Origin of the sequence: Klebsiella sp. GL120222-02, assembly GCF_003097195.1 — a bacterium.
Lineage (GTDB): Bacteria > Pseudomonadota > Gammaproteobacteria > Enterobacterales > Enterobacteriaceae > Klebsiella > Klebsiella variicola.
On record NZ_QEQO01000005.1, the window covers coordinates 137,370 to 162,365 of the forward strand.

Sequence of the window (24,996 nt, forward strand, 5' to 3'; positions counted from 1 at the left end):
ACGGGTAAAACACTGGCACGGGCGAAGAGGTTTCCTCTCCGCCCGTGCACGCATGTTAAGGGGCTGAAAAACACCGATGGCAAAGCAAGATTACTACGAGATTTTAGGCGTCTCCAAAACAGCGGAAGAGCGTGAAATCAAAAAGGCTTACAAGCGCCTGGCCATGAAGTATCACCCGGACCGCAACCAGGGTGATAAAGAGGCCGAAGCCAAATTTAAAGAAATCAAAGAAGCGTATGAAATCCTGACTGATGCCCAGAAGCGTGCGGCCTACGATCAGTACGGCCACGCGGCCTTCGAACAGGGCGGCATGGGCGGCGGCGGCGGTTTTGGCGGCGGTGCGGATTTCAGCGATATCTTTGGCGATGTTTTCGGCGATATCTTTGGCGGCGGACGTGGTCGTCAGCGCGCGGCGCGCGGCGCCGATCTCCGTTACAACATGGAGCTGACGCTGGAAGAAGCGGTGCGCGGCGTCACCAAAGAGATCCGTATTCCGACGCTGGAAGAGTGCGACGTCTGTCACGGCAGCGGCGCCAAGGCCGGCAGCAAGCCGCAGACCTGTCCGACCTGTCATGGCGCAGGCCAGGTGCAGATGCGTCAGGGCTTCTTTGCGGTACAGCAGACCTGTCCGCACTGTCAGGGACGCGGTACGCTGATTAAAGATCCATGCAACAAATGTCATGGTCATGGGCGTGTAGAGAAAACGAAAACCTTGTCGGTTAAAATTCCGGCAGGTGTGGACACCGGCGATCGGATCCGTCTGGCGGGCGAAGGCGAAGCTGGCGAGCATGGCGCACCGGCAGGCGATCTGTACGTACAGGTCCAGGTGAAGCAGCACGCTATCTTTGAGCGTGAAGGTAATAACCTGTACTGCGAAGTCCCGATCAACTTCACGATGGCGGCGCTGGGTGGTGAGATTGAAGTGCCGACGCTCGACGGTCGCGTCAGTCTGAAAGTGCCGGGTGAAACCCAGACCGGCAAGCTGTTCCGCATGCGCGGCAAAGGTGTGAAATCCGTTCGCGGCGGCGCCCAGGGCGATCTGCTGTGCCGCGTGGTGGTGGAGACGCCGGTAGGGCTGAATGAGAAGCAGAAGCAGCTGCTGAAAGAGCTGCAGGAGAGCTTCGGCGGCCCGACCGGGGAAAACAACAGCCCGCGTTCGAAAAGCTTCTTCGACGGTGTGAAGAAGTTCTTCGACGACCTGACCCGCTAATTCCGCTTTTCCTGATATCCGGCCCGGGCCTTGCTGCCCGGGCTTTTTTTGCCTTACGCCTCCTCTTTTATTCGTAAAAAACGAACTTTAAAGCAATTTAAATCTGATTTTTTCGAGTTATCAGTGTGTGTATTATGCTTTTATCGAGTTATTCACCAACAGGATGAAAGTAAAAGTGAAACATCTGCAACGATTCTTTAGTAGCGATGCTTCCGGCGGCATTGTCTTAATCATTGCCGCCGCGCTGGCGATGGTGATGGCCAATACCAGCGTGACCAGCGGTCTGTATCACTCCTTCCTGGAGACGCCAGTTCAGCTACGAGTGGGGGCGCTGGAGATCAATAAGAACATGCTGTTATGGATCAATGATGCCCTGATGGCGGTGTTTTTTTTACTGATTGGCCTGGAGGTCAAACGTGAGCTGATTCAGGGGTCGCTGGCGAGCCGTCGTCAGGCGGTGTTTCCAGTGATTGCCGCGCTCGGCGGGATGATTGTACCGGCCCTGGTCTATCTGGCTTTTAACGCCCAGGATCCTGTCGCCAGAGAGGGGTGGGCGATCCCCGCGGCGACGGATATTGCCTTTGCGCTCGGTGTGCTGGCGCTGTTAGGTAGCCGGGTACCGACGGCGCTGAAGATTTTCCTGATGGCGCTGGCGATTATTGATGACCTCGGGGCTATCGTGATTATCGCGCTGTTTTATACCCACGACCTGTCCATGCTTTCGCTGGGCGTGGCGGCGGCGGCAATTGCGGTGCTGGTGGCCCTGAACCTCAGCGGCGTGCGGCGTACCGGGATCTATATTCTGGTTGGCGCGGTGCTGTGGACGGCGGTGCTGAAGTCTGGCGTTCATGCGACCCTTGCCGGGGTGATCGTCGGCTTTATGATCCCGCTCGAGGAAAAGCATGGCAAGTCACCGGCCAAAGCGCTTGAGCATGTCCTGCACCCGTGGGTCGCGTTTATGATCCTGCCGCTGTTCGCCTTCGCCAACGCTGGCGTTTCGCTGCAGGGAGTCACCCTGGCCGGACTGACGTCGCTTCTGCCGCTGGGCATTATGGCCGGGCTGTTTATCGGCAAGCCGCTGGGGATCAGCCTGTTCTGCTGGCTGGCGCTGAAGCTGAAGTGGGCCTCGCTGCCGGAGGGGACCACCTGCAAGCAGATCATGGCGGTGGGTATTCTGTGTGGGATTGGCTTTACGATGTCGATTTTCATCGCCACTCTGGCCTTCGGCAGCGTCGACCCCGCGTTGATCAACTGGGCCAAGCTTGGCATCCTGATTGGCTCAGTGCTATCAGCAGTCATCGGATATCTCATACTGCGTCAGCGCGTGACGGAGACTCGCCTCGCGGTATAACCTTTCTGCAGGAGAGCCTGCGTGGCTCTCCTGGACATTATCAGGGAGAGAAGCATGTCACATATCAACTACAACCATCTGTACTACTTCTGGCACGTGTATAAAGAAGGGTCCGTCGTTGGCGCGGCGGAGGCGCTGTTTCTGACGCCGCAGACGATTACCGGGCAGATCAAAGCCCTGGAAGAGCGCCTGCAGGGTAAGTTGTTTAAGCGAAAAGGAAGGGGACTGGAGCCGAGTGAGCTGGGCGAGCTGGTCTTCCGCTATGCCGACCGCATGTTTACCCTCAGCCAGGAGATGCTCGACATCGTCAACTACCGCAAAGAGTCGAATCTGCTGTTTGATGTCGGCGTCGCTGATGCGTTATCCAAGCGGCTGGTCAGCGGCGTGCTGGATGCCGCCGTCGTTGAGAGTGAGCAGATCCATCTGCGCTGTTTTGAATCCACCCATGAGCTGCTGCTGGAGCAACTGAGCCAGCATAAGCTCGATATGATTATCTCTGACTGTCCGATCGACTCGACACAGCAGGAAGGGCTATTTTCGGTGAAGATTGGCGAGTGCAGCGTCAGCTTCTGGTGCATGAATCCGGCGCCGACGAAGCCGTTTCCGGCCTGTCTGGAAGAGCGGCGGCTGCTGATCCCCGGTCGGCGTTCGATGCTGGGGCGTAAACTGCTGAACTGGATTAACGTGCAGGGCCTGAAGGTGGAGATCCTCGGCGAATTTGACGATGCGGCGCTCATGAAAGCCTTCGGCGCCGCGCATAATGCGATATTTGTCGCGCCGACGCTCTATGCGCATGATTTCTACTATGACGAATCGATTATCGAAATTGGCCGCATGGATAGCGTGATGGAGGAGTATCACGCTATTTTTGCCGAGCGAATGATTCAGCATCCCGCGGTTCAGCGCATCTGTAATCGCGATTACTCGTCACTGTTTACCGAACCCCGATAGCCTGCCGGCGTGGGCTGGCGTGGCGCTGGCCGCGCCAGCGCGCGTTAGCGGGGGAAGATGGCGGGCATAAAAAAACCCGCTTTCGCGGGTTTCTTTAACAAAGTTCAGCAAGCAGGCGATTAAGCCAGTTTGTTGATCTGTGCAGTCAGGTTTGCTTTATGACGCGCAGCTTTGTTTTTGTGGATCAGACCTTTAGCAGCCTGACGGTCCACGATTGGTTGCATTTCGTTAAATGCTTTCTGTGCAGCAGCTTTGTCGCCAGCTTCGATAGCTGCGTATACTTTCTTGATGAAAGTACGCATCATAGAGCGACGGCTTGCGTTGTGCTTGCGAGCCTTTTCAGACTGAACGGCGCGCTTCTTAGCTGATTTGATATTAGCCAAGGTCCAACTCCCAAATGTGTTCTATATGGACAATTCAAAGGCCGAGGAATATGCCCGTTTAGCCTTCTTTTGTCAATGGATTTGTGCAAATAAGCGCCGTTTAACACCACAGCGCTTCATTACGTAGTGATGGCGCAAGATTCTACCAGCTTGTTGCAGGCGAATACAGCTTTTCCACCATAAAAATCGCCGGGCGCGGCCAGTTTTCCCGCTTTCTCGCGCTGAGTGAATGAATTCCTGAGAACTTTCGTTGCCGAGGTGCAATCGCTGGTTAACGTTGACAGTTGTACAAGGTATACTCGGACGATTTTCACTGTTTTGAGCCAGACATGAAGCTGATACGCGGCATACATAATCTCAGTCAGGCGCCGCACGGGTGCGTGCTGACCATTGGTAATTTTGACGGCGTGCATCGTGGGCATCAGGCACTGCTGCAGCGGTTGCGCGAAGAGGGCCGCCAGCGCGGTTTACCGGTGGTGGTGATGATTTTCGAACCCCAGCCGCTGGAGCTCTTTGCCGCCGATAAAGCCCCGGCGCGGTTGACCCGCCTGCGTGAAAAGCTGGGCTATCTGGCTGAAAGCGGGGTCGACTATGTATTGTGCGTTCGCTTTGACCGCCGGTTCGCCGCGCTAACCGCGCAGGATTTTATCAGCGAACTGCTGGTGCGCCGCCTGGGTGTGCAGTTCCTTGCCGTCGGTGATGATTTCCGCTTTGGCGCTGGTCGCCAGGGGGATTTCTTGTTATTGCAAAAGGCCGGAGCGGAATACGGCTTCGACGTGACCAGCACCCAGACTTTCTGCGAAGGTGGGGTGCGTATCAGCAGTACGGCGGTGCGTCAGGCGCTGGCGGATGACGATCTCCTGCTGGCGGAGACGCTGCTGGGCCATCCGTTTAGCATCTCCGGACGCGTCGTTCATGGTGATGAACTGGGCCGTACCATAGGTTTTCCGACGGCGAACTTACCGCTGCGTCGTCAGGTTTCCCCGGTTAAAGGGGTCTATGCGGTAGAAGTGACAGGGCTGGGCGACAAACCCATAGCGGGCGTCGCCAATATTGGCACCCGTCCAACGGTCGCGGGCGTGCGTCAGCAGCTTGAAGTACATCTGTTGGACGTTGTAATGGACCTCTACGGTCGCCATATCAATGTAGTACTGCGTAAAAAGATACGTAACGAGCAGCGGTTTGCGTCGCTGGACGAGCTGAAGGCGCAAATCGCACGTGATGAGTTAACGGCCCGCGAATTATTTGGGCTGACCAGCCAGGCCTGAGCCGCTGGTGTTTATCAAACCGAAATACGGAACCGAGAATCTGATGAGTGACTATAAATCGACCCTGAATTTGCCGGAAACAGGGTTCCCTATGCGTGGCGACCTCGCCAAACGCGAACCGGGAATGCTGGCGCGTTGGACCGATGATGACCTGTACGGCATCATTCGTGCAGCCAAAAAAGGCAAAAAAACCTTCATTCTGCATGATGGCCCTCCTTATGCGAATGGCAGCATTCATATTGGTCACTCGGTTAACAAGATTCTGAAAGACATTATCGTTAAGTCCAAAGGACTGACGGGCTATGACTCGCCGTACGTTCCGGGCTGGGACTGCCACGGTCTGCCGATCGAACTGAAAGTCGAGCAACAATACGGCAAGCCGGGTGAGAAATTCACCGCCGCAGAATTCCGCGCCAAGTGCCGCGAATATGCCGCGGAGCAGATCGACGGTCAGCGTAAAGACTTTATCCGCCTGGGCGTGCTGGGCGACTGGTCGCGTCCGTACCTGACCATGGACTTCAAAACCGAAGCCAACATTATCCGTGCGCTGGGTAAAATCATCGGCAACGGTCATCTGCATAAAGGCGCTAAGCCGGTGCACTGGTGCGTTGACTGCCGTTCCGCGCTGGCGGAAGCGGAAGTGGAGTATTACGACAAAACCTCTCCGTCTATCGATGTGGCGTTCCACGCGGTAGACAAAGCCGCGGTACTGGCGAAATTCGGCGTAGCCGACGTCAACGGCCCGGTTTCCCTGGTTATCTGGACCACCACGCCATGGACCCTGCCGGCTAACCGCGCCATCTCTCTGTCGCCGGAATTCGACTACGCGCTGGTGCAGGTTGACGGTCAGGCGCTGATCCTGGCGAAAGACCTGGTTGAGAGCGTAATGAAGCGCGTTGGCGTTACGGATTACCGTATCCTGGCGGCGGTACAAGGTTCAGAACTTGAACTGATGCGCTTCCAGCATCCGTTCCTCGATTTCGACGTGCCGGCGATCCTTGGCGACCACGTGACGCTGGACGCGGGTACCGGCGCGGTGCATACCGCCGGCGGCCACGGTCCGGACGACTACACCATCAGCCAGAAATACGGTCTGGAAATCGCCAACCCGGTTGGCCCGGACGGTGCTTACCTGCCTGGTACCTATCCGTCTCTGGATGGCATCAACGTCTTCAAAGCCAACGACATCATCGTTGAGATGCTGCGTGACAGCGGCGCGCTGCTGCACGTGGAAAAAATGCAGCACAGCTATCCGTGCTGCTGGCGACACAAATCGCCGATCATCTTCCGCGCCACCCCGCAGTGGTTCGTCAGCATGGATCAGAAAGGCCTGCGCGCGCAATCGCTGAAAGAGATCAAAGGCGTGCAGTGGATCCCGGACTGGGGCCAGGCGCGTATCGAATCGATGGTCGCTAACCGCCCTGACTGGTGTATCTCCCGTCAGCGTACCTGGGGCGTGCCGATGTCGCTGTTCGTGCACAAAGAAACCCACGAACTGCACCCGCGTACCCTCGAACTGATGGAAGAAGTGGCGAAACGCGTTGAAGTTGACGGCATCCAGGCGTGGTGGGATCTCGATTCCCGCGACATCCTTGGCGATGACGCCGACAGCTACGAGAAAGTGCCGGATACCCTCGACGTGTGGTTTGACTCCGGGTCGACCCACTCTTCCGTGGTTGATGTGCGTCCGGAATTCGCCGGTCACGCCGCGGACATGTATCTGGAAGGCTCTGACCAGCATCGCGGCTGGTTCATGTCTTCACTGATGATCTCCACGGCGATGAAAGGCAAAGCGCCATATCGCCAGGTACTGACCCACGGCTTCACCGTCGATGGCCAGGGCCGCAAAATGTCCAAGTCTATCGGTAACACCGTTAGCCCGCAGGACGTGATGAACAAGCTGGGCGCCGATATCCTGCGTCTGTGGGTGGCTTCCACCGACTACACCGGCGAAATGGCGGTCTCCGATGAGATCCTCAAACGCGCCGCGGACAGCTATCGTCGTATCCGTAACACCGCGCGCTTCCTGCTGGCGAACCTGAACGGTTTCGATCCAGCGAAAGACATGGTTAAACCGGAAGAGATGGTGGTGCTGGACCGCTGGGCAGTCGGCTGCGCGCAGGCGGCACAGGAAGATATCCTGAAAGCCTACGAATCCTACGACTTCCATGAAGTGGTACAGCGCCTGATGCGCTTCTGCTCCATCGAAATGGGCTCGTTCTACCTCGACATCATCAAAGACCGCCAGTACACCGCGAAAGCGGACAGCGTGGCGCGTCGCAGCTGCCAGACCGCGCTGTTCCATATCGTGGAAGCGCTGGTGCGCTGGATGGCGCCGATCATGTCCTTCACCGCGGACGAAATCTGGGGCTACCTGCCGGGCGATCGTGAGAAATATGTCTTCACCGGAGAGTGGTATGAAGGTCTGTTCGGCCTGGCCGACGATGAAGCGATGAACGACGGTTTCTGGGATGAATTGCTCAAGGTGCGCGGCGAAGTCAACAAGGTGATCGAGCAAGCGCGTGCGGATAAGAAAGTCGGTGGCTCTCTGGAAGCAGCGGTCACGCTGTATGCCGATGCCGACCTGGCGGCCAAGCTCAACGCGCTGGGCGATGAATTACGATTTGTCCTGTTGACCTCCGGCGCCAACGTTGCCGATTATGCGCAGGCGCCGGCTGATGCCTGGCAGAGCGATCTGCTGAAAGGGCTGAAAGTGGTCCTGAGTAAAGCCGAGGGCGAGAAGTGCCCACGCTGCTGGCATTACACCAGTGACGTCGGCAAGGTAGCGGAACACGCAGAAATCTGCGGTCGCTGTGTGAGCAACGTAGCCGGTAACGGCGAGCAACGTAAATTCGCCTGATGAGTAAATCGATCTGTTCAACGGGGCTACGCTGGCTGTGGGTCGTCGTAGCCGTGCTGATTATCGATCTGGGTAGCAAATTCCTGATCCTCCAGAACTTCGCTCTGGGGGAGACGGTTCCGCTGTTCCCGTCGCTTAATCTGCATTATGCCCGCAACTATGGCGCGGCGTTTAGTTTCCTCGCCGACAGCGGCGGCTGGCAGCGCTGGTTCTTTTCCGGGATCGCGATCGGCATTTGTGTGGTGCTGACGGTACTGATGTACCGTTCGAAGGCGACGCAAAAGCTGAACAATATTGCCTACGCCCTGATTATCGGCGGTGCGCTGGGTAACTTGTTCGATCGCCTGTGGCACGGCTTCGTGGTCGATATGATCGACTTCTACGTCGGCGACTGGCATTTCGCCACCTTCAACCTCGCCGATAGTGCGATCTGCATCGGCGCAGCGCTGATTGTGCTGGAAGGTTTCTTGCCGAAACCGACCGCGAAAGAGCAGGCGTAAATGTCAATGCCGGGTGGCGCTACGCTTACCCGGCCTACAGAATTTGTGGCCGCCCGTCGGTCCGGTTAGCATAGCGCCACCGGGCAACCGGTGACCTAAAACAAGCGAGCAATTTGCATGTCTAAATCCGTACAGAGCAACAGCGCGGTACTGGTGCACTTCACACTAAAACTGGACGACGGCTCCACCGCCGAGTCCACCCGCAGCAACGGCAAACCGGCGCTGTTTCGCCTCGGCGACACCTCTCTGTCCGAAGGGCTGGAGCAACAGCTTCTCGGTCTGAAAGAGGGGGAGAAAAAGGCCTTTTCGCTGGAGCCTGACGCCGCCTTTGGCGTACCCAGCCCGGACCTGATTCAGTATTTCTCTCGCCGTGAGTTTATCGACGCTGGCGAACCGGAAATCGGCGCGATTATGCTCTTTACTGCAATGGATGGCAGCGAAATGCCTGGCGTGATCCGCGAAGTGAACGGCGATTCCATCACCGTCGACTTCAACCATCCGCTGGCCGGGCGCACCGTTCATTTTGATATTGAAGTGCTGGAGATCGATCCGGCGCTGGAGGAGTAACATGCAGATCCTGTTGGCTAACCCGCGCGGTTTTTGCGCTGGTGTTGACCGCGCTATCAGCATTGTAGAAAACGCGCTGACGCTGTATGGCGCACCGATCTATGTTCGTCATGAAGTGGTGCACAACCGCTATGTGGTGGATAGCCTGCGCAAGCGCGGCGCCATTTTTATCGAACAGATCAGCGAAGTGCCGGACGGCGCGATCCTGATTTTCTCCGCTCACGGCGTATCGCAGGCGGTACGGAATGAAGCGAAGAGCCGCGACCTGACGGTGTTCGATGCCACCTGTCCGCTGGTGACCAAAGTCCATATGGAAGTCGCCCGCGCCAGCCGCCGCGGCGAAGAGTCGATTCTGATTGGCCATGCCGGCCACCCGGAAGTCGAAGGTACCATGGGACAGTACAACAACCCGCAAGGGGGCATGTACCTGGTCGAGTCGCCGGAAGACGTTCTCAAGCTGGAAGTCAAAAACGACGCCCGGCTGTCGTTTATGACCCAGACCACGCTCTCCGTCGACGATACGTCTGACGTTATTGACGCCCTGCGCGCGCGTTTCCCGAAAATCGTCGGCCCGCGCAAAGACGACATTTGCTATGCCACCACTAACCGTCAGGAAGCCGTGCGCGCGCTGGCGGAGCAGGCTGACGTGGTGCTGGTGGTCGGGTCGAAAAACTCCTCCAACTCTAACCGCCTCGCCGAACTGGCGCAGCGGATGGGCAAAGCGGCTTACCTGATTGACGACGCCTCCGATATCCAGGAAGCGTGGGTCAAGGATGCGGCCTGTGTCGGCGTGACGGCGGGCGCATCGGCGCCGGATATTCTGGTGCAGAACGTCATTACCCGCCTGCAGGAGCTGGGCGGCGGCGAAGCCGTGCCACTGGAAGGCCGGGAAGAGAATATCGTCTTTGAAGTGCCGAAAGAGCTGCGTGTGGATGTCCGTGAAGTAGAGTAAGTTCTTTCCTCCAGCAGTATGAGAAGATGCCAGACTTAACGTCTGGCATTTTTTTTAGGGAGAAACCATGCGCTTACCGATCATTCTTGATACTGACCCGGGCATCGACGATGCTGCCGCCATTGCCGCGGCGCTGTTCGCGCCCGAGCTGGAGCTGCAACTGATGACCACCGTGGCGGGCAACGTTTCGGTGGAGAAGACGACCCGTAACGCGCTGCAGCTGCTGCACTTCTGGAATGCCGATGTGCCGCTGGCGCAGGGGGCGTCGATGCCGCTGGTGCGTCCGTTGCGCGACGCCGCCTCGGTGCATGGCGAATCCGGCATGGAGGGGTATGACTTTGTTGAGCATCAACGTCAGCCGCTGGCGAAGCCGGCCTTCCAGGCGATCCGCGATGCATTGATGCACGCTGCCGAGCCGATTACTCTGGTGGCGATTGGCCCGCTGACCAATATAGCGCTGCTGCTGACCCAGTACCCGGAATGCGTGTTCAACATTCGCCGGCTGGTGATCATGGGCGGCTCGGCGGGGCGCGGCAACTTCACGCCGAATGCGGAATTCAATATTGCTATCGACCCGGAAGCCGCCGCGAAAGTCTTCCACAGCGGGCTGGAGATTGTCATGTGCGGGCTGGACGTCACCAACCGGGCGCTGCTGATGGCAGATTACCTGGCGACCCTACCGACGCTGAACCAGACCGGTAAAATGCTTCATGCTCTGTTTAGCCACTATCGCAGCGGCAGCATGAGCAGTGGTTTGCGAATGCACGATCTCTGCGCTATTGCATGGCTGGCGCGCCCGGAACTGTTCACTCTCCAGCCGTGCTTTGTGGCGGTGGAGACGCAGGGGACCTGGACCGCGGGCACCACGGTGGTGGATATCGAAGGACGACTGGGTCAGCCGGCGAACGCCCTGGTGGCGCTCGATATCGACGTGGAAGGGTTTCAGCGCTGGGCAGCGGAGGTGATTGCCCTGGCGCCGTGATAAATCACTCGATTTTCAAGGAAAGAAGCAATGACCTATGGACAGGCGTATTTGAGCGGCTGGAAAGAGACCTTTAATTTTAGTGGCCGCGCCAGCCGGCAGCAGTTCTGGACGTTTTTTCTCATCAATGTATTGATCGCCACCATGCCGCTGGCGGCCTGGTGTCTGGCAACCAGCGTTAACCCTCAATACGGTATCCTCAGTTTTGTTGTCATTCCCTTTGCCGCGCTCTGGCTGCTGCTGATGGCGCTCCCCTTGCTGGCTGTTGGCTGCCGGCGAATGCATGATATCGGCCGCTCCGGGATCTGGTTTGTGTTGGGGGTTATCATTCCGTGGTTTGCAATTATTTCGCTGGCTCTGTGCTGCCTGCGTTCAACGCCGGCACCGTCTCGCTGAGATAATCAATCATCACCCGCATCCTGGCGGGCATATGCTTATCTCCCGCCCACAGTAGCCACAGGTCGCCGGAGTAGCTGCTGATGAATTCCCACTCGGGCAGCACCTGCACGATATCGCCCTTCGCCAGCGCCTCGCGAGCGGTAAACAGCGGCAGGCTGCCAATGCCCAGATGCTGCTTAACCGCGTCGAGGCGGACGGCGGTATGGTTGGCGGCGTACCGCCCGTAGGTTTGCACTGTTTCGCTTTTCCCTTCCCGGCGGAACTTCCAGCGCGCGTCGGCGGGCGTTTCGCCAAGACTAATGCAGCAATGCGCGCGCAGATCCTGCGGCGTATACGGCGTACCGTGCTGCTGTAAATAGGGCTCAGTGGCGCAGATAACGTGCCTGATTGGCATCAGCGGTTTGCCATGCAGACCAGGGGAAGGGGTATCGGTGATGCGCAGCGCCAAATCAATACCGTCATCGATAAAATCCAGAGGGCGATCTTCCAGCCGCAGGCAGACGTCCACCTGCGGGTAGCGATGGAAAAACGCCATCATCAGCGGGTGGATCACAAAGCGGCCGACGGCTTTCGGTACGCTGAGCGTCAGCTTTCCCTGAGCGACCGTTTGGCGACTGCTGGCGGAATCTATCGCCTGCCGCGCCGCTTCCAGCATCTGCTGGGCATGCTGATACACTGTTTCCCCGGCATCGCTCAGTCGCAGCTTGCGGGTGGTACGATGCAGCAGCTTGCTGCCCATCTCCCGCTCCAGCCGCGACACGCTGCGGCTCACGGCGGAGGGCGTCAGTCCGCTCTGGCGGGCGACGGCGGAAAAGCTGCCCTGGTCGACAATCTGGACGAAGAGGGCGAGGTCCGGCAGGAGGTTTAGATTCATTTGTGCTCCCGGGGCAAAAGTGCATTGGCGGGTGGTGGGATTATCGCTGTCGATATTATCAATATACTGGTCGGACAGAGAGGAGAATCACCATGACTGAACGAGTTTATTACACCAGCGATGCTACCGACGGGCGCGCCCAGATCATCGCCTGCACCGCAGAAGTGGATGGCCGTTACGCCATCGAACTGGATCGGACGTTGTTTCACCCGCAAGGAGGCGGTCAACCGGCAGACCGCGGCTGGATAGCTGGGCAGGTGGTTGAGACGGTTATTGTGCGCGGCGACAGCGTGCTGCATATCCTGTCGCAAGCGCTTCCCCTCGGTGACGTGGAGATGAAAATTGATGCCTCCGCGAGACAGCTGCATGCCCGTCTGCATTCTGCCGGCCACCTGCTTGGCCTGGCGGGCGAACAGCTTGGCTGGCAACCGGTGAAAGCGCACCACTGGCCCGGCGAAGGGCGGATAACCTTTACCAGCAGGAACAATGCCGCGCTGCCGGACGCCAGTGCGCTACTGGCGCCGGTGAAGGCCTGGCAGGCGCAGGACTTACCGCGTCAGGTGACGTTCGCTGATGGCTTGCGCCAGGTGGGCTTCGGCGAACTGCCCGCTTATCCCTGCGGTGGCACCCACGTCGCCCGTCTGGCGGAGCTGGGCGACATTGTTATCAGTCAGATAAAGATGAAGAAGGGGCAGCTGGTGGTCAGCTATATCCTGGCATAAGGCTTTCTGCTCTACCGAAAGTATAATGTTTCCACAGCATTTCAATGCTGGTCGGTCGAGTTTGCCAGATTTAGTGCATCTTATTTCTTGAAACCGACAGATGACGAAAACGTCGATTATTGTCTCCGAGAGAGCACCCGCAAAGCACGCATTTCAGCACAATCGTATAGTTTTTACTGATATCGTCCGCCGTTTGTCATAAATTTCTAATTATCGGCGTTTTTGAGTAGCGGCCCGCTGACGGGCTGGTTACTCTGAAAACAATTTACGTAATGTTAACAAAAGAGAATAGCTATGCATGATGCACAAATCCGCGTGGCCATCGCCGGCGCGGGCGGCCGGATGGGACGCCAGTTAATTCAGGCTGCATTGCAGATGGAAGGCGTGGCGCTGGGCGCGGCGCTGGAGCGCGAAGGGTCAAGCCTGGTGGGCAGCGACGCCGGGGAGCTGGCGGGCGCCGGCAAAGCGGGCGTCGCGGTGCAGAGCAGCCTGACGGCGGTAAAAGATGATTTCGACGTGTTGATCGATTTTACCCGCCCGGAAGGCACGCTGAATCATCTGGCGTTTTGCCGCGAGCACGGTAAAGGGATGGTCATCGGCACCACCGGTTTTGACGACGCTGGCAAGCAGGCGATTCGCGACGCCGCGCAGGAGATTGCCATTGTCTTCGCCGCTAACTTTAGCGTCGGCGTCAACGTCCTGTTAAAGCTGCTGGAGAAGGCGGCAAAGGTGATGGGCGACTACACCGACATCGAAATTATCGAAGCGCACCACCGGCATAAAGTGGATGCGCCGTCAGGCACCGCGCTGGCGATGGGCGAAGCGATCGCCGGAGCATTGAACAAAGATCTGAAGGAATGCGCCGTCTACAGTCGTGAAGGTCATACCGGCGAACGCGTTCCGGGCACCATTGGCTTCGCCACCGTCCGTGCGGGCGATATCGTCGGGGAGCATACGGCGATGTTTGCTGATATCGGTGAGCGTATTGAAATCACCCATAAAGCCTCCAGCCGGATGACCTTTGCTAATGGCGCGGTTCGCTCTGCATTGTGGCTGAAAGACAAGAAAAATGGTCTGTTTGACATGCGTGATGTGCTGGATTTGAACAGTTTATAACGATTATTACCCATCGTGATGTGGTTATTGCAATCAATAAGTTATTGATGCAAGGGGCAATATATTGTTGCCCTTTTTTATTTTTATGGGTTTGGTGTGTGTTTTACGTTGTGATAGCTATAAATAATAATCTTCATGCTGTTTTTGGTGAATGAAATGTAAATTTTGACCATTTGGTCCACTTTTTAGCGCTTCGTCGCCAGGTTTTACACTCTTTCCCGTCCGCAAGCGTTTTCTCAGCCAGGTTTGTTGATCTTTTTGGCGTAAAAATCACATGTTATGCGCCAGTGGCGTAAAATGACATTAAAAATCTCCGCTTTAAGTTGACTTTTATCCGACATCTCTCCAGAATGCCGCCGTTTGCCAAAAATCTGCGGGCAACAGATTTGCATTGATTCAGATCGTGTTTATGAATTAATATGCAAATAAAGTGAGTGGATATTCTCTGGAGGGTGTTTTGATTAAGTCAGCGCTATTGGTTCTGGAAGACGGAACCCAGTTTCACGGTCGGGCCATCGGGGCAACCGGCACGGCGGTTGGGGAAGTCGTTTTCAATACTTCAATGACCGGTTATCAAGAAATCCTCACTGATCCTTCCTATTCCCGCCAAATCGTCACTCTTACTTATCCTCATATTGGTAATGTCGGCACCAACGCCGCCGATGAAGAATCTTCTCAGGTACACGCGCAGGGTCTGGTGATCCGCAATCTGCCGCTGATTGCCAGCAACTTCCGCAATACTGAAGATCTTTCTTCTTATCTGAAGCGCCATAACATCGTGGCGATTGCCGATATCGATACCCGCAAGCTGACGCGTCTGCTGCGTGAGAAAGGGGCGCAGAACGGCTGCATCATCGCGGGCGACAGCCCGGATGCTCAGCTGGCGCTGGAGAAAGCGAAAGCGTTCCCGGGTCTGAACGGCATGGATCTGGCGAAGGAAGTGACCACCGCAGAAACCTACAGCTGGACGCAGGGCAGCTGGACTCTGGCGGGCGACCTGCCGGAAGCGAAAGCGGAAAGCGAGCTGCCGTTCCACGTTGTGGCGTATGACTTCGGCGCGAAACGCAACATCCTGCGCATGCTGGTGGACCGCGGCTGCCGCCTGACGGTGGTGCCGGCGCAGACCTCTGCCGAAGACGTGCTGAAAATGAATCCGGACGGTATTTTCCTCTCTAACGGCCCAGGCGACCCGGCGCCGTGCGATTACGCTATCGACGCGATTGAAAAATTCCTTGAGACCGATATTCCGGTATTCGGTATCTGCCTTGGCCATCAGCTGCTGGCGCTGGCGAGCGGTGCGAAGACCATTAAGATGAAGTTCGGCCACCACGGCGGCAACCATCCGGTGAAAGATATTGATAACAATGTGGTGATGATCACCGCGCAGAACCACGGTTTTGCGGTTGACGAAGCCACCTTGCCGGCCAACCTGCGCGTGACCCACAAGTCGCTGTTCGACGGCACCCTGCAGGGCATTCATCGTACCGACAAACCGGCGTTTAGCTTCCAGGGGCACCCTGAAGCGAGCCCGGGGCCGCATGATGCCGCGCCGCTGTTCGACCACTTTATCGAGTTAATTGAGCTCTACCGTCAGTCCGCGAAATAATCAGGAGTAAAAGAGCAATGCCAAAACGTACAGACATAAAAAGTATCCTGATTCTGGGCGCGGGCCCGATTGTTATCGGTCAGGCGTGTGAGTTTGACTACTCCGGCGCGCAGGCCTGTAAAGCCCTGCGTGAAGAGGGCTACCGCGTTATTCTGGTGAACTCCAACCCGGCGACCATCATGACCGACCCGGAAATGGCTGATGCGACCTACATCGAGCCGATTCACTGGGAAGTGGTACGTAAAATTATCGAAAAAGAGCGCCCGGATGCCGTGCTGCCGACCATGGGCGGCCAGACCGCGCTGAACTGTGCGCTGGAGCTGGAACGTCAGGGCGTGCTGGCAGAGTTCGGCGTGACCATGATCGGCGCCACTGCGGACGCGATTGATAAAGCGGAAGACCGTCGTCGCTTCGACGTGGCGATGAAGAAAATCGGCCTCGACACCGCGCGCTCCGGCATCGCCCACACCATGGAAGAAGCGCTGGCGGTTGCCGCCGACGTTGGCTTCCCGTGCATTATCCGTCCGTCCTTTACGATGGGCGGCACCGGCGGCGGTATCGCCTATAACCGCGAAGAGTTCGAAGAAATCTGCGAACGCGGCCTGGATCTCTCTCCGACCAACGAACTGCTGATCGATGAATCGCTGATCGGCTGGAAAGAGTACGAGATGGAAGTGGTGCGCGATAAGAACGACAACTGCATCATCGTCTGCTCGATTGAAAACTTCGATGCCATGGGGATCCATACCGGCGACTCCATCACCGTTGCCCCGGCGCAGACCCTGACCGACAAAGAATACCAAATCATGCGTAACGCCTCGATGGCGGTCCTGCGTGAAATCGGTGTGGAAACCGGCGGCTCTAACGTGCAGTTCTCGGTGAACCCGAAAGACGGTCGCCTGATCGTTATCGAAATGAACCCGCGCGTCTCCCGCTCTTCGGCGCTGGCCTCGAAAGCCACCGGCTTCCCGATTGCTAAAGTGGCGGCCAAGCTGGCAGTGGGCTACACCCTTGACGAGCTGATGAACGACATCACCGGCGGCCGCACTCCGGCTTCCTTCGAGCCGTCCATCGACTACGTGGTCACCAAAATTCCACGCTTCAACTTCGAAAAATTCGCTGGCGCGAACGACCGTCTGACCACCCAGATGAAATCCGTCGGCGAAGTGATGGCCATTGGCCGCACCCAGCAGGAATCGCTGCAGAAAGCGCTGCGCGGCCTGGAAGTGGGCGCCACCGGCTTCGACCCGAAAGTGAGCCTCGACGACCCGGAAGCGCTGACTAAAATTCGCCGCGAGCTGAAAGACGCTGGCGCCGAGCGTATCTGGTACATCGCGGATGCCTTCCGCGCCGGCCTCTCGGTAGACGGCGTCTTCAACCTGACCAATATCGACCGCTGGTTCCTGGTGCAGATTGAAGAGCTGGTGCGTCTGGAAGAGAAAGTGGTGGAAGTGGGCATCAACGGCCTCGACGCCGACTTCCTGCGTACCCTGAAGCGTAAAGGCTTTGCCGATGCGCGTCTGGCGAAACTGGCGGGCGTGCGGGAAGCGGAAATTCGCAAGCTGCGCGACCAGTATGACCTGCATCCGGTCTACAAGCGCGTGGACACCTGCGCCGCCGAATTCGCCACCGATACCGCCTACATGTACTCCACTTATGAAGAAGAGTGTGAGTCCAACCCGTCCGTTGACCGCGATAAAATCATGGTCCTCGGCGGCGGCCCGAACCGTATCGGCCAGGGTATCGAATTTGACTACTGCTGCGTACACGCCTCTCTGGCGCTGCGCGAAGACGGTTACGAGACCATCATGGTCAACTGTAACCCGGAAACCGTGTCTACCGACTATGACACCTCCGACCGTCTGTACTTCGAGCCGGTGACCCTGGAAGACGTGCTGGAAATCGTGCGCATCGAGAAGCCGAAGGGCGTTATCGTCCAGTACGGCGGCCAGACGCCGCTGAAGCTGGCGCGCGCCCTGGAAGCCGCAGGCGTACCGGTTATCGGCACCAGCCCGGACGCTATCGACCGCGCGGAAGACCGTGAGCGCTTCCAGCATGCGGTTGACCGTCTGAAGCTGAAGCAGCCGGCGAACGCCACCGTCACTGCCATTGAGCAGGCGGTAGAGAGAGCGAAAGAGATTGGCTACCCACTGGTGGTTCGGCCGTCTTACGTGCTTGGCGGCCGGGCGATGGAAATTGTTTACGACGAGCAGGATCTGCGCCGCTACTTCCAGACCGCGGTTAGCGTCTCCAACGATGCACCGGTACTGCTGGATCGCTTCCTCGACGACGCGATTGAAGTGGATGTCGACGCCATCTGCGACGGCGAAATGGTGCTGATTGGCGGCATCATGGAGCATATCGAGCAGGCGGGCGTACACTCCGGCGACTCAGCCTGTTCCCTGCCAGCGTATACGCTGAGCCAGGAAATTCAGGATGTGATGCGCGAGCAGGTGCAGAAGCTGGCTTTCGAGCTGCAGGTTCGCGGCCTGATGAACGTCCAGTTCGCGGTGAAAGATAACGAAGTTTATCTGATTGAAGTGAACCCGCGTGCGGCGCGTACCGTACCATTCGTCTCCAAAGCCACCGGCGTCCCGCTGGCGAAAGTCGCGGCGCGCGTAATGGCCGGTAAGACGCTGGCGCAGCAGGGCGTGACCAAAGAGATCATCCCGCCGTACTACTCGGTGAAAGAGGTGGTTCTGCCGTTCAACAAATTCCCGGGCGTTGACCCGCTGTTAGGGCCAGAAATGCGCTCTACCGGGGAAGTGATGGGCGTGGGCCGTACCTTCGCGGAAGCATTCGCCAAAGCGCAGCTGGGCAGCAACTCGACCATGAAGAAACAGGGCCGTGCACTGCTCTCCGTTCGCGAAGGCGACAAAGAGCGCGTGGTCGACCTGGCGGCGAAGCTGCTGAAGTTTGGCTTTGAGCTGGATGCGACCCACGGTACGGCGATTGTGCTGGGCGAAGCCGGTATCAACCCGCGTCTGGTGAACAAGGTGCATGAAGGTCGTCCGCACATTCAGGACCGTATCAAGAATGGCGAATACACCTACATCATAAACACCACCGCAGGTCGCCAGGCGATTGAAGACTCCAAGCTGATTCGCCGCAGCGCGCTGCAGTACAAGGTGCATTACGACACCACCCTGAACGGCGGCTTTGCCACCGCGATGGCGCTGAACGCTGACGCCACCGAGAAGGTGATTTCGGTTCAGGAAATGCACGCGCAAATCACCAAATAAGCGCGCCGGCCTGGCCGGAGAGCAACAAACCAGGGCTGACGACATCGTCAGCCCTTTTTTTGGCTGCAGTCATCTTCGGAGAGTTCTGCTTTTAACCACCTGTCGGGTCAGGCTAACTATAGTGAGCACCATAACGATACCTATTGATGAAAAGACAGGAGGATACAATGCGGAACAATATTCTGGTGGCATCCGCACTGGCAGCGACGGCAATCATGTTCGTGGCCGGCTGCTCATCGAATCAGTCGATCAAAACCACCGATGGCAAGACCATTGTCACCAGCGGCAAACCGCAGGTGGATGATGACACCGGCCTCGTCTCATACAAAAATGCCGAAACCGGCCGCGTGGAGCAGATTAACCGCGACCAGGTGAAGTCCATGGATGAGCTGGATAACTAATGGTTATCCCAGGCCCCGCGGGGAGTGTGCGGGGCCGAACGATCGCGTTACAGTAGCGCGCGATCGATTTTAACCACGATTTTACGCAACGCTGCGCCTTGTTCGAGGCAGGCCATCGGGCGGTGTAATTCGCCAGGGAAGAGGATCGCCAGCTCTTCCGGGTAGAGATGAATCAGCGTTTCGCTGTCGATAGCCTGACAGAAACCGATATCCTGCGTCGTGTTGAAGTGACCATCTTCAACGACCGGCAGCCCTTTATTCCCGGCACCGATGATCTCTTCACCTTTCAGCACAATGTGAATGTCGAGATATTGACGATGATATTCCGGGCGTTGCTCGCTCAGCGGCCGGGTATGGCCTTCGACGACGGTAAAAAACACATTATCACTCTCGACGGTATATTTCCCCGGCGGCAGCGCGTGCGGTTGTTGCTGTAACACGGCCTGCAGCGCCTGGCGGATCACCGGCGGATAGAGCTCATTTTCGGCGGCGGCGGTTAAGGTATCGATAATCATGCCGGGATCCTCTGCGGTTGTTGCGAATGAAGTAACGTTAATGAGTGAGCGACAATACTGGCGATGTCGGGGGTAATATCGACGGCCAGAACATCGCTTTCACTGGCGTCTGGCGTCTCCAGGGCGGCAAACTGGCTACGCAGTAACGCTTCTGGCATAAAGTGGCCTTTACGCTGGCGCATTCGCTGCAAAATGCAGTCATAATCCCCGGTCAACCACAGGAAGCGTAGCTTCGCGTTCCCCTCACGCAGGCGGTCGCGATAGCGCTTTTTTAATGCGGAACAGACCAATACACCTGACTCGTTTTTCTGCTCAAGACTGAAAATGACGTCGGCGATACGCGTCAGCCACGGCTGACGATCCTCATCATTCAGCGGCTGGCTGGTGGCCATTTTGACGATATTGTTGCGTGGATGAAGGTCGTCGCCGTCGATAAATTTCGCTCCCAGCGCGTGGGCCAATGCCTGACCGACGGTGGATTTGCCGGTTCCGGAGACGCCCATCAAAATAATGCATTGTCCTGCCATCATGCGCTCCTTCTCTCAGACCGCGACCAGCATGCCGCCGTCAACGAACAGCAGATGGCCGTTGACGAAATTCGACGCGTTTGACGATAAAAAGACGGCAGCGCCGACCAGCTCCTGCGGATCGCCCCAGCGGGCGGCAGGGGTGCGTTTGCATAACCAGTCGGTAAACGCCTTATCCTCAACCAGCGTCCGGGTCATCGCCGTATTAAAGTAGCCCGGGGCAATGCCGTTGACCTGAATGTTGTGCCGCGCCAGCTCAACGCACATTCCGCGGGTTAGCATCTTCACCGCGCCTTTGGCGGCGGCGTAGGGGGTGATGGTGTCGCGCCCCAGCTCGCTCTGCATGGAGCAGATATTGATGATTTTTCCCTGCTGGCGGTCAACCATGCGCTTCGCGACGGCCTGAGAGACGAGAAATACCGCCGTCTGGTTAACTGAAATCACGTCATTCCATTCCTGCACCGGGAATTCGGTAAACGGGTGGCGGCGCTGGATCCCGGCGTTATTGAATAACACGTCAATCGGGCCAAGATGCGCTTCGATATTGGCAATGGCTTCTTCAACGGCCTCGGCATCGGTCACGTTAAATACCGCAGCATGGGCGGTGGCGCCTTCGTCGCGGAGCTTCATCACCGCATCGTCCGCTCGCGGGGCAGAAAGGTCATTAATAATGATTTCTGCGCCATATTGCGCCAGACCCTGAGCCATGACAAAACCGATCCCCTGTCCTGCGCCCGTAATTAAAATGCGTTTACCTTGTAAGCTGAAAAGATCGTTCATCTCGATATCCTGATTAGCGGCTGAAGAAAACCTGTGCCCTATCTCACGGATTTTTACCGGGGGAAACTGTGATGAAGATCACTCGGAACCGTGTTACAAAAAGGGGTTACTTTAAACGTGACGCTGCCGGTAAATCTCGCTGACTCAACAGGTTAACGGCTACGGACTGGCATTCTCTTTTGCCCCCCCGACAGGCATAATGGCCTGAAGCAGTCAGGTATTTGGCGGACACACAGATGAAAGCACAACGCATTACTCTCCATGATATTGCCGAGCTGGCTGGCGTAACCAAGATGACCGTTAGCCGCTATTTGCGCACCCCGGAAAAGGTGAAACCGGAGACGGCGGAGCGTATTGCCAGCGTGATAGCGGAGATCGGCTATCAGCCCGACCCGGATAATCCGGCGATGACCAGCGTCGCCGTGCCGCGGATTGGCGTACTCATTCCCTCCTTTCATAATCAAATTTTTGCCGATCTGCTGGCCGGCATCGAATCTGTTGCCGCCGGGCATGGTTACCAGACGCTGGTGGTGAATTACGACTACGATCGCCAGCGTGAAGAGGAGCAGATTGCCGCCGTGCTGGCGTTTAACGTGAAAGGACTGCTGCTGACCGAGTCGGTGCACTCCCTGCGGGCGGACAAGTATCTGAATGCCGCGAAGATCCCGATCGCCGAAGTGATGGGGCTGGCGGAGAATCCAGGACGCATTAACGTCGGATTCGATAACTTCCAGGCCGGCTTCGATATGACCACCATGCTGCTGGCCAGCGGTAAACGACGGATCATCTACTTCGGCTCGATGTCCGACGTCCGCGACGAGCAGCGTTATCTGGGCTACTGTCGGGCGATGGAGAATGCCGGGCTGGCGGTGGGGCGCATTGCGCCGAATAAAGTCTCGTCGGTTTCCATTGGCACCGGCATGATGACCCTGGCGCGGCAAATGTACGCCGATATGGACGGTATCCTGTGCACTAATGACGACCTGGCGGTGGGCGTGTTACAGGAGTGCCTGGCGTCCGGTATCAGCGTGCCCCAGGAGCTGGCTATCGCGGGCTTTCATGGCCTGGAGATCGGCCAGATCGTCTCTCCCCGGCTGGCCAGCGTCCTGACGCCGCGCTTCGAGATGGGTAAGGTGGCGACAGAGATTTTAATAAAGAAAATCAAAGGACTGCCCACCATTGAAAAAGTGGATCTCCACTACCGCCTGTCGATGGGCGAAACGATTTAACGTCCATCAGCCAGCGCCTGCCGCGTGTTAGCGAAAGGTTAATGCGCGCGCGGTCCATCGCCTGTCTGGTCGCCGTTTTGTCTTCACGATCACGCGTCCGGTAACACGCATTTTTAACACGATTCAGCGTGATACAGATCGCAAAATCCCCCGATAAAAACCCGTTTGATAGTGGCTACCGTCGTAACCAAACGTCAAACAGGTGATCTGATGAAGAGTGTTATTCCCCGCGCCGTCCTTTTAGTGGCCCCCGTAATTGAAACCCTGCAGCGGCAGCTGGCGGAGCATTTCCCGCTGCTGCGTCTCTACGAGCAGGACGATCCGATCGCCTTTCTGCGTGAGCAAGGAGAGAACATTGCCGTCGTGGTCACTCGCGGCGACGTCGGCGTAGCAAACAGCGTCCTTGAGTTGCTGCCTCAGGCTGGGCTGATTGCCATCTTCGGCGTCGGTACCGATGCGGTGGATCTGGCGTATGCCCGCTCGCGGCAAATTGCCGTCACCATCACCTCCGGGGTGTTGACGAATGATGTCGCTGACCTGGCGATGGGGCTGCTGCTGGCCGGTTCCCGTCAGCTCTGTCAGGGCGATCGCTTTGTCCGCGAGGGACGCTGGCTGAGCGGTGGTATGCCGTTGGCGACTCAGGTCAGCGGGAAGCGTATTGGCCTGCTGGGTATGGGGAATATTGGCCAGGCGATCGCCCGCCGGGCGCGGGGTTTTGATATGCAGGTGCTGTATACCGACCGTAAAAAGATAGCGGGCCTCGATTATCAGTGGTGTGCCGACCTGCATACCCTGGCGCATGAGAGCGATTTTCTGGTGATTGCCGCATCCGGCGGCGAGGCGAACCGCGGCATCATCGACGCCTCGGTGTTTAACGTGATGCCGGCGCATGCCTGGCTTATCAATATTGCCCGCGGTTCGCTGGTGGATGAAAAGGCGTTGATCCACGCGTTACAAAACGGCGTTATCGCCGGGGCCGGGCTCGATGTTTTCGAACAGGAACCCCAGGTCCCGGCGGCGCTGATCGCCCTCGATAACGTGGTGCTGCAGCCGCATGTCGCCAGCGCCACGCAGGAAACACGACAGAAAATGAGCGAAGTGGTTTTTGCTAACGTCGCCGCCTGGTTTGCCGGCGCAGCGCTGCCAAACGCTATCGATTAATTAGCTTTTTATTTCTGTACCCGCGCGATCTCAATCAAAACAATAACCTCTGCATAGAGAGTGCAAATATATGAACGAGAAAATTCCCAGCACCCGTTGGCTGCGTATCATTGTGCCGGTGTTAATTGCCTGCATTATGTCATTTATGGACCGGGTTAATATTAGCTTTGCCCTGCCAGGCGGCATGGAGGCCGATTTAGGCATTACCAGCCAAATGGCCGGCGTGGCCAGTGGTATCTTTTTTATTGGTTATTTATTTTTGCAAATTCCCGGTGGGCGAATTGCGGTTAACGGCAGCGGTAAAAAATTTATTGCCTGGTCGCTGGTAGCCTGGGCTATCGTTTCCGTGGCGACAGGGTTTGTGACTCATCAATATCAACTGCTGGTGCTGCGATTTATTCTCGGGGTTTCGGAAGGGGGAATGCTGCCGGTAGTGCTGACCATGGTCAGCAATTGGTTTCCGGAAAAAGAGCTGGGTCGCGCGAACGCGTTTGTGATGATGTTTGCCCCGCTCGGCGGCATGCTCACCGCGCCGGTCTCCGGCGCCATTATTGCGGCGCTTGACTGGCGCTGGCTGTTTATCATCGAAGGGCTGTTGTCGCTGGTGGTGCTGGTCGTGTGGTGGTTTATGATCAGCGACCGTCCGCAAGAGGCCCACTGGTTGCCCGCCCGCGAGCGTGACTATCTGGTGACCACCCTGGCCGCCGAGCGTGCGGCGAAGCAGGCCGAAGCCCCAGTCAGCAAGGCCCCGGTGAAGGATGTGTTTGGTAATGCCGGACTGATGAAGCTGGTGATCCTCAATTTTTTCTACCAGACCGGGGATTATGGCTACACGTTGTGGCTGCCGACCATTCTGAAGGGGTTAACCGGCGGCAACATGGCCAGCGTTGGCTTCCTGGCGGTGCTGCCGTTTGTCGCCACGCTGGCCGGGATCTATGTGATTTCGTTGTTCAGCGACCACAGCGGTAAGCGTCGTCTGTGGGTTCGCTTCTCGCTCTACAGTTTTGCGGCAGCGCTGGTGGCGTCGGTGGTGCTGCGCGACCACATGGTGGCGGCCTATATCGCGCTGGTGATCTGCGGCTTCTTTCTCAAATCGGCTACCAGTCCGTTCTGGTCGATGCCGGGGCGTATCGCTTCGCCGGAGGTGGCGGGCAGCGCACGCGGGGTGATCAATGGCCTGGGCAACCTCGGCGGATTCTGTGGCCCCTATCTGGTGGGCGTGATGATGTATCTCTACGGACAGAATGTGGCGGTCTGCGCCCTGGCCGGTTCGTTGATTATCGCCGGCACAATGACCTTTCTGCTACCGAAGCAATGCGATCTGGTCGACAGCGATTCTGATGTGGCGATCAAGAAGCAACCCCGAAATGCGTAAACCCCCGCGACATAAATCACAGTTA

23 protein-coding genes are annotated in these 24,996 nt (G+C 57.4%); 18 read left to right on the forward strand and 5 right to left on the reverse strand.

The features are described 5' to 3' along the window. The first annotated feature begins 76 nt into the window (after nucleotides 1–76). The 3 genes from dnaJ to nhaR all read left to right on the forward strand — a co-directional run bounded on the left by dnaJ (nucleotide 77) and on the right by nhaR (nucleotide 3,512). Nucleotides 77–1,210 (forward strand): molecular chaperone DnaJ, encoded by a 1,134-nt coding sequence (dnaJ, locus tag N438_RS16625; protein WP_008807497.1) that lies wholly within the window; start codon nucleotides 77–79, stop codon nucleotides 1,208–1,210. Nucleotides 1,211–1,385: 175 nt separating this feature from the next. Further along, nucleotides 1,386–2,561, forward strand: coding sequence for a Na+/H+ antiporter NhaA (gene nhaA / locus N438_RS16630; RefSeq protein WP_008807496.1), 1,176 nt, complete (start codon nucleotides 1,386–1,388; stop codon nucleotides 2,559–2,561). Nucleotides 2,562–2,615: 54 nt separating this feature from the next. Continuing rightward, nucleotides 2,616–3,512: a transcriptional activator NhaR gene (gene nhaR, locus N438_RS16635; RefSeq protein WP_008807495.1), complete on the forward strand. Its 897-nt coding sequence runs from the start codon at nucleotides 2,616–2,618 to the stop codon at nucleotides 3,510–3,512. Nucleotides 3,513–3,631: 119 nt separating this feature from the next. Here the strand turns inward: nhaR and rpsT are convergent, their stop codons facing one another. Further along, the gene (rpsT, locus tag N438_RS16640; protein ID WP_002887965.1) at nucleotides 3,632–3,895 is read right to left on the reverse strand and encodes a 30S ribosomal protein S20; all 264 of its coding nucleotides are present in this window, start codon (nucleotides 3,893–3,895) and stop codon (nucleotides 3,632–3,634) included. A 329-nt stretch (nucleotides 3,896–4,224) separates the two neighbouring features. Between rpsT and ribF the strand changes: the two genes are divergently transcribed. From ribF to N438_RS16680, 7 genes are all read left to right on the forward strand, one after another. Then, nucleotides 4,225–5,163 (forward strand): bifunctional riboflavin kinase/FAD synthetase, encoded by a 939-nt coding sequence (gene ribF, locus N438_RS16650; protein ID WP_008807494.1) that lies wholly within the window; start codon nucleotides 4,225–4,227, stop codon nucleotides 5,161–5,163. Between the two features lie 43 nt (nucleotides 5,164–5,206). Further along, nucleotides 5,207–8,023, forward strand: coding sequence for an isoleucine--tRNA ligase (ileS, locus tag N438_RS16655; RefSeq protein WP_032691334.1), 2,817 nt, complete (start codon nucleotides 5,207–5,209; stop codon nucleotides 8,021–8,023). Then, nucleotides 8,023–8,523: a signal peptidase II gene (gene lspA, locus N438_RS16660; RefSeq protein WP_008807492.1), complete on the forward strand. Its 501-nt coding sequence runs from the start codon at nucleotides 8,023–8,025 to the stop codon at nucleotides 8,521–8,523. Before ileS ends, lspA begins: the two co-directional genes overlap by 1 nt. A gap of 117 nt (nucleotides 8,524–8,640) precedes the next feature. Further along, nucleotides 8,641–9,090, forward strand: coding sequence for an FKBP-type peptidyl-prolyl cis-trans isomerase (fkpB, locus tag N438_RS16665; protein WP_002887976.1), 450 nt, complete (start codon nucleotides 8,641–8,643; stop codon nucleotides 9,088–9,090). A 1-nt stretch (nucleotide 9,091) separates the two neighbouring features. Next, nucleotides 9,092–10,042 carry a 4-hydroxy-3-methylbut-2-enyl diphosphate reductase gene (gene ispH, locus N438_RS16670; protein ID WP_002887979.1) on the forward strand — a complete coding sequence of 317 codons (951 nt, stop codon included), beginning with the start codon at nucleotides 9,092–9,094 and terminating at the stop codon, nucleotides 10,040–10,042. A 67-nt stretch (nucleotides 10,043–10,109) separates the two neighbouring features. Beyond that, entirely contained in the window at nucleotides 10,110–11,024 is a 915-nt protein-coding gene (gene rihC / locus N438_RS16675; RefSeq protein WP_101139446.1) for a ribonucleoside hydrolase RihC, read from the forward strand. Nucleotides 11,025–11,054: 30 nt separating this feature from the next. Continuing rightward, nucleotides 11,055–11,420, forward strand: coding sequence for a DUF805 domain-containing protein (locus N438_RS16680; RefSeq protein ID WP_016160277.1), 366 nt, complete (start codon nucleotides 11,055–11,057; stop codon nucleotides 11,418–11,420). Here N438_RS16680 and N438_RS16685 read toward each other — a convergent pair. Then, entirely contained in the window at nucleotides 11,368–12,297 is a 930-nt protein-coding gene (locus N438_RS16685) for a LysR family transcriptional regulator (RefSeq protein ID WP_008807489.1), read from the reverse strand. The genes N438_RS16680 and N438_RS16685 overlap by 53 nt on opposite strands. A 92-nt stretch (nucleotides 12,298–12,389) precedes the next feature. Here N438_RS16685 and N438_RS16690 point away from each other — a divergent pair, with 92 nt between their 5' ends. The 5 genes from N438_RS16690 to N438_RS16715 all read left to right on the forward strand — a co-directional run bounded on the left by N438_RS16690 (nucleotide 12,390) and on the right by N438_RS16715 (nucleotide 19,384). Further along, the gene (locus N438_RS16690) at nucleotides 12,390–13,019 is read left to right on the forward strand and encodes a hypothetical protein (protein ID WP_016160278.1); all 630 of its coding nucleotides are present in this window, start codon (nucleotides 12,390–12,392) and stop codon (nucleotides 13,017–13,019) included. Between the two features lie 294 nt (nucleotides 13,020–13,313). Then, the gene (dapB, locus tag N438_RS16695; protein WP_008807487.1) at nucleotides 13,314–14,135 is read left to right on the forward strand and encodes a 4-hydroxy-tetrahydrodipicolinate reductase; all 822 of its coding nucleotides are present in this window, start codon (nucleotides 13,314–13,316) and stop codon (nucleotides 14,133–14,135) included. A 457-nt stretch (nucleotides 14,136–14,592) separates the two neighbouring features. Next, nucleotides 14,593–15,741, forward strand: coding sequence for a glutamine-hydrolyzing carbamoyl-phosphate synthase small subunit (gene carA, locus N438_RS16705; RefSeq protein WP_039102836.1), 1,149 nt, complete (start codon nucleotides 14,593–14,595; stop codon nucleotides 15,739–15,741). A 17-nt stretch (nucleotides 15,742–15,758) separates the two neighbouring features. Beyond that, nucleotides 15,759–18,983, forward strand: coding sequence for a carbamoyl-phosphate synthase large subunit (carB, locus tag N438_RS16710; RefSeq protein WP_008807485.1), 3,225 nt, complete (start codon nucleotides 15,759–15,761; stop codon nucleotides 18,981–18,983). Between the two features lie 167 nt (nucleotides 18,984–19,150). Then, nucleotides 19,151–19,384 (forward strand): YgdI/YgdR family lipoprotein, encoded by a 234-nt coding sequence (locus tag N438_RS16715; protein WP_002888059.1) that lies wholly within the window; start codon nucleotides 19,151–19,153, stop codon nucleotides 19,382–19,384. A gap of 47 nt (nucleotides 19,385–19,431) precedes the next feature. Here N438_RS16715 and N438_RS16720 read toward each other — a convergent pair whose 3' ends face one another. The 3 genes from N438_RS16720 to idnO are packed head-to-tail and all read right to left on the reverse strand — an operon-like array spanning nucleotide 19,432 to nucleotide 21,206. After that, the gene (locus N438_RS16720; protein ID WP_008807484.1) at nucleotides 19,432–19,899 is read right to left on the reverse strand and encodes a YhcH/YjgK/YiaL family protein; all 468 of its coding nucleotides are present in this window, start codon (nucleotides 19,897–19,899) and stop codon (nucleotides 19,432–19,434) included. Then, nucleotides 19,896–20,426, reverse strand: coding sequence for a gluconokinase (locus N438_RS16725; protein ID WP_016160279.1), 531 nt, complete (start codon nucleotides 20,424–20,426; stop codon nucleotides 19,896–19,898). Before N438_RS16725 ends, N438_RS16720 begins: the two co-directional genes overlap by 4 nt. 15 nt (nucleotides 20,427–20,441) lie before the next feature. Continuing rightward, nucleotides 20,442–21,206 (reverse strand): gluconate 5-dehydrogenase, encoded by a 765-nt coding sequence (gene idnO, locus N438_RS16730; RefSeq protein ID WP_008807482.1) that lies wholly within the window; start codon nucleotides 21,204–21,206, stop codon nucleotides 20,442–20,444. Nucleotides 21,207–21,442: 236 nt separating this feature from the next. Between idnO and N438_RS16735 the strand changes: the two genes are divergently transcribed. The 3 genes from N438_RS16735 (at nucleotide 21,443) to N438_RS16745 (ending at nucleotide 24,971) form a co-directional block, all read left to right on the forward strand. Next, entirely contained in the window at nucleotides 21,443–22,435 is a 993-nt protein-coding gene (locus N438_RS16735; protein WP_008807481.1) for a LacI family DNA-binding transcriptional regulator, read from the forward strand. A gap of 210 nt (nucleotides 22,436–22,645) precedes the next feature. Further along, the gene (locus N438_RS16740; protein WP_022066144.1) at nucleotides 22,646–23,596 is read left to right on the forward strand and encodes a 2-hydroxyacid dehydrogenase; all 951 of its coding nucleotides are present in this window, start codon (nucleotides 22,646–22,648) and stop codon (nucleotides 23,594–23,596) included. A gap of 70 nt (nucleotides 23,597–23,666) precedes the next feature. After that, a complete protein-coding gene (locus tag N438_RS16745) occupies nucleotides 23,667–24,971 on the forward strand; it encodes an MFS transporter (protein ID WP_008807479.1) in 1,305 nt (434 codons plus the stop codon). Nucleotides 24,972–24,996 lie beyond the last annotated feature (25 nt).

Bases quoted from the DNA above. Each gene is read 5' to 3' on its own strand.
- lspA (WP_008807492.1), top strand. From the start codon at position 8,023: ATGAGTAAATCGATCTGTTCAACGGGGCTACGCTGGCTGTGGGTCGTC.
- ribF (WP_008807494.1), top strand. From the start codon at position 4,225: ATGAAGCTGATACGCGGCATACATAATCTCAGTCAGGCGCCGCACGGG.
- nhaR (WP_008807495.1), top strand. From the start codon at position 2,616: ATGTCACATATCAACTACAACCATCTGTACTACTTCTGGCACGTGTAT.
- idnO (WP_008807482.1), bottom strand. From the start codon at position 21,206: ATGAACGATCTTTTCAGCTTACAAGGTAAACGCATTTTAATTACGGGC.
- carB (WP_008807485.1), top strand. From the start codon at position 15,759: ATGCCAAAACGTACAGACATAAAAAGTATCCTGATTCTGGGCGCGGGC.
- N438_RS16740 (WP_022066144.1), top strand. From the start codon at position 22,646: ATGAAGAGTGTTATTCCCCGCGCCGTCCTTTTAGTGGCCCCCGTAATT.
- N438_RS16735 (WP_008807481.1), top strand. From the start codon at position 21,443: ATGAAAGCACAACGCATTACTCTCCATGATATTGCCGAGCTGGCTGGC.
- N438_RS16725 (WP_016160279.1), bottom strand. From the start codon at position 20,426: ATGGCAGGACAATGCATTATTTTGATGGGCGTCTCCGGAACCGGCAAA.
- rihC (WP_101139446.1), top strand. From the start codon at position 10,110: ATGCGCTTACCGATCATTCTTGATACTGACCCGGGCATCGACGATGCT.
- N438_RS16680 (WP_016160277.1), top strand. From the start codon at position 11,055: ATGACCTATGGACAGGCGTATTTGAGCGGCTGGAAAGAGACCTTTAAT.
- N438_RS16720 (WP_008807484.1), bottom strand. From the start codon at position 19,899: ATGATTATCGATACCTTAACCGCCGCCGCCGAAAATGAGCTCTATCCG.
- N438_RS16745 (WP_008807479.1), top strand. From the start codon at position 23,667: ATGAACGAGAAAATTCCCAGCACCCGTTGGCTGCGTATCATTGTGCCG.
- ileS (WP_032691334.1), top strand. From the start codon at position 5,207: ATGAGTGACTATAAATCGACCCTGAATTTGCCGGAAACAGGGTTCCCT.
- dnaJ (WP_008807497.1), top strand. From the start codon at position 77: ATGGCAAAGCAAGATTACTACGAGATTTTAGGCGTCTCCAAAACAGCG.
- ispH (WP_002887979.1), top strand. From the start codon at position 9,092: ATGCAGATCCTGTTGGCTAACCCGCGCGGTTTTTGCGCTGGTGTTGAC.
- dapB (WP_008807487.1), top strand. From the start codon at position 13,314: ATGCATGATGCACAAATCCGCGTGGCCATCGCCGGCGCGGGCGGCCGG.
- N438_RS16685 (WP_008807489.1), bottom strand. From the start codon at position 12,297: ATGAATCTAAACCTCCTGCCGGACCTCGCCCTCTTCGTCCAGATTGTC.
- N438_RS16715 (WP_002888059.1), top strand. From the start codon at position 19,151: ATGCGGAACAATATTCTGGTGGCATCCGCACTGGCAGCGACGGCAATC.
- fkpB (WP_002887976.1), top strand. From the start codon at position 8,641: ATGTCTAAATCCGTACAGAGCAACAGCGCGGTACTGGTGCACTTCACA.
- N438_RS16690 (WP_016160278.1), top strand. From the start codon at position 12,390: ATGACTGAACGAGTTTATTACACCAGCGATGCTACCGACGGGCGCGCC.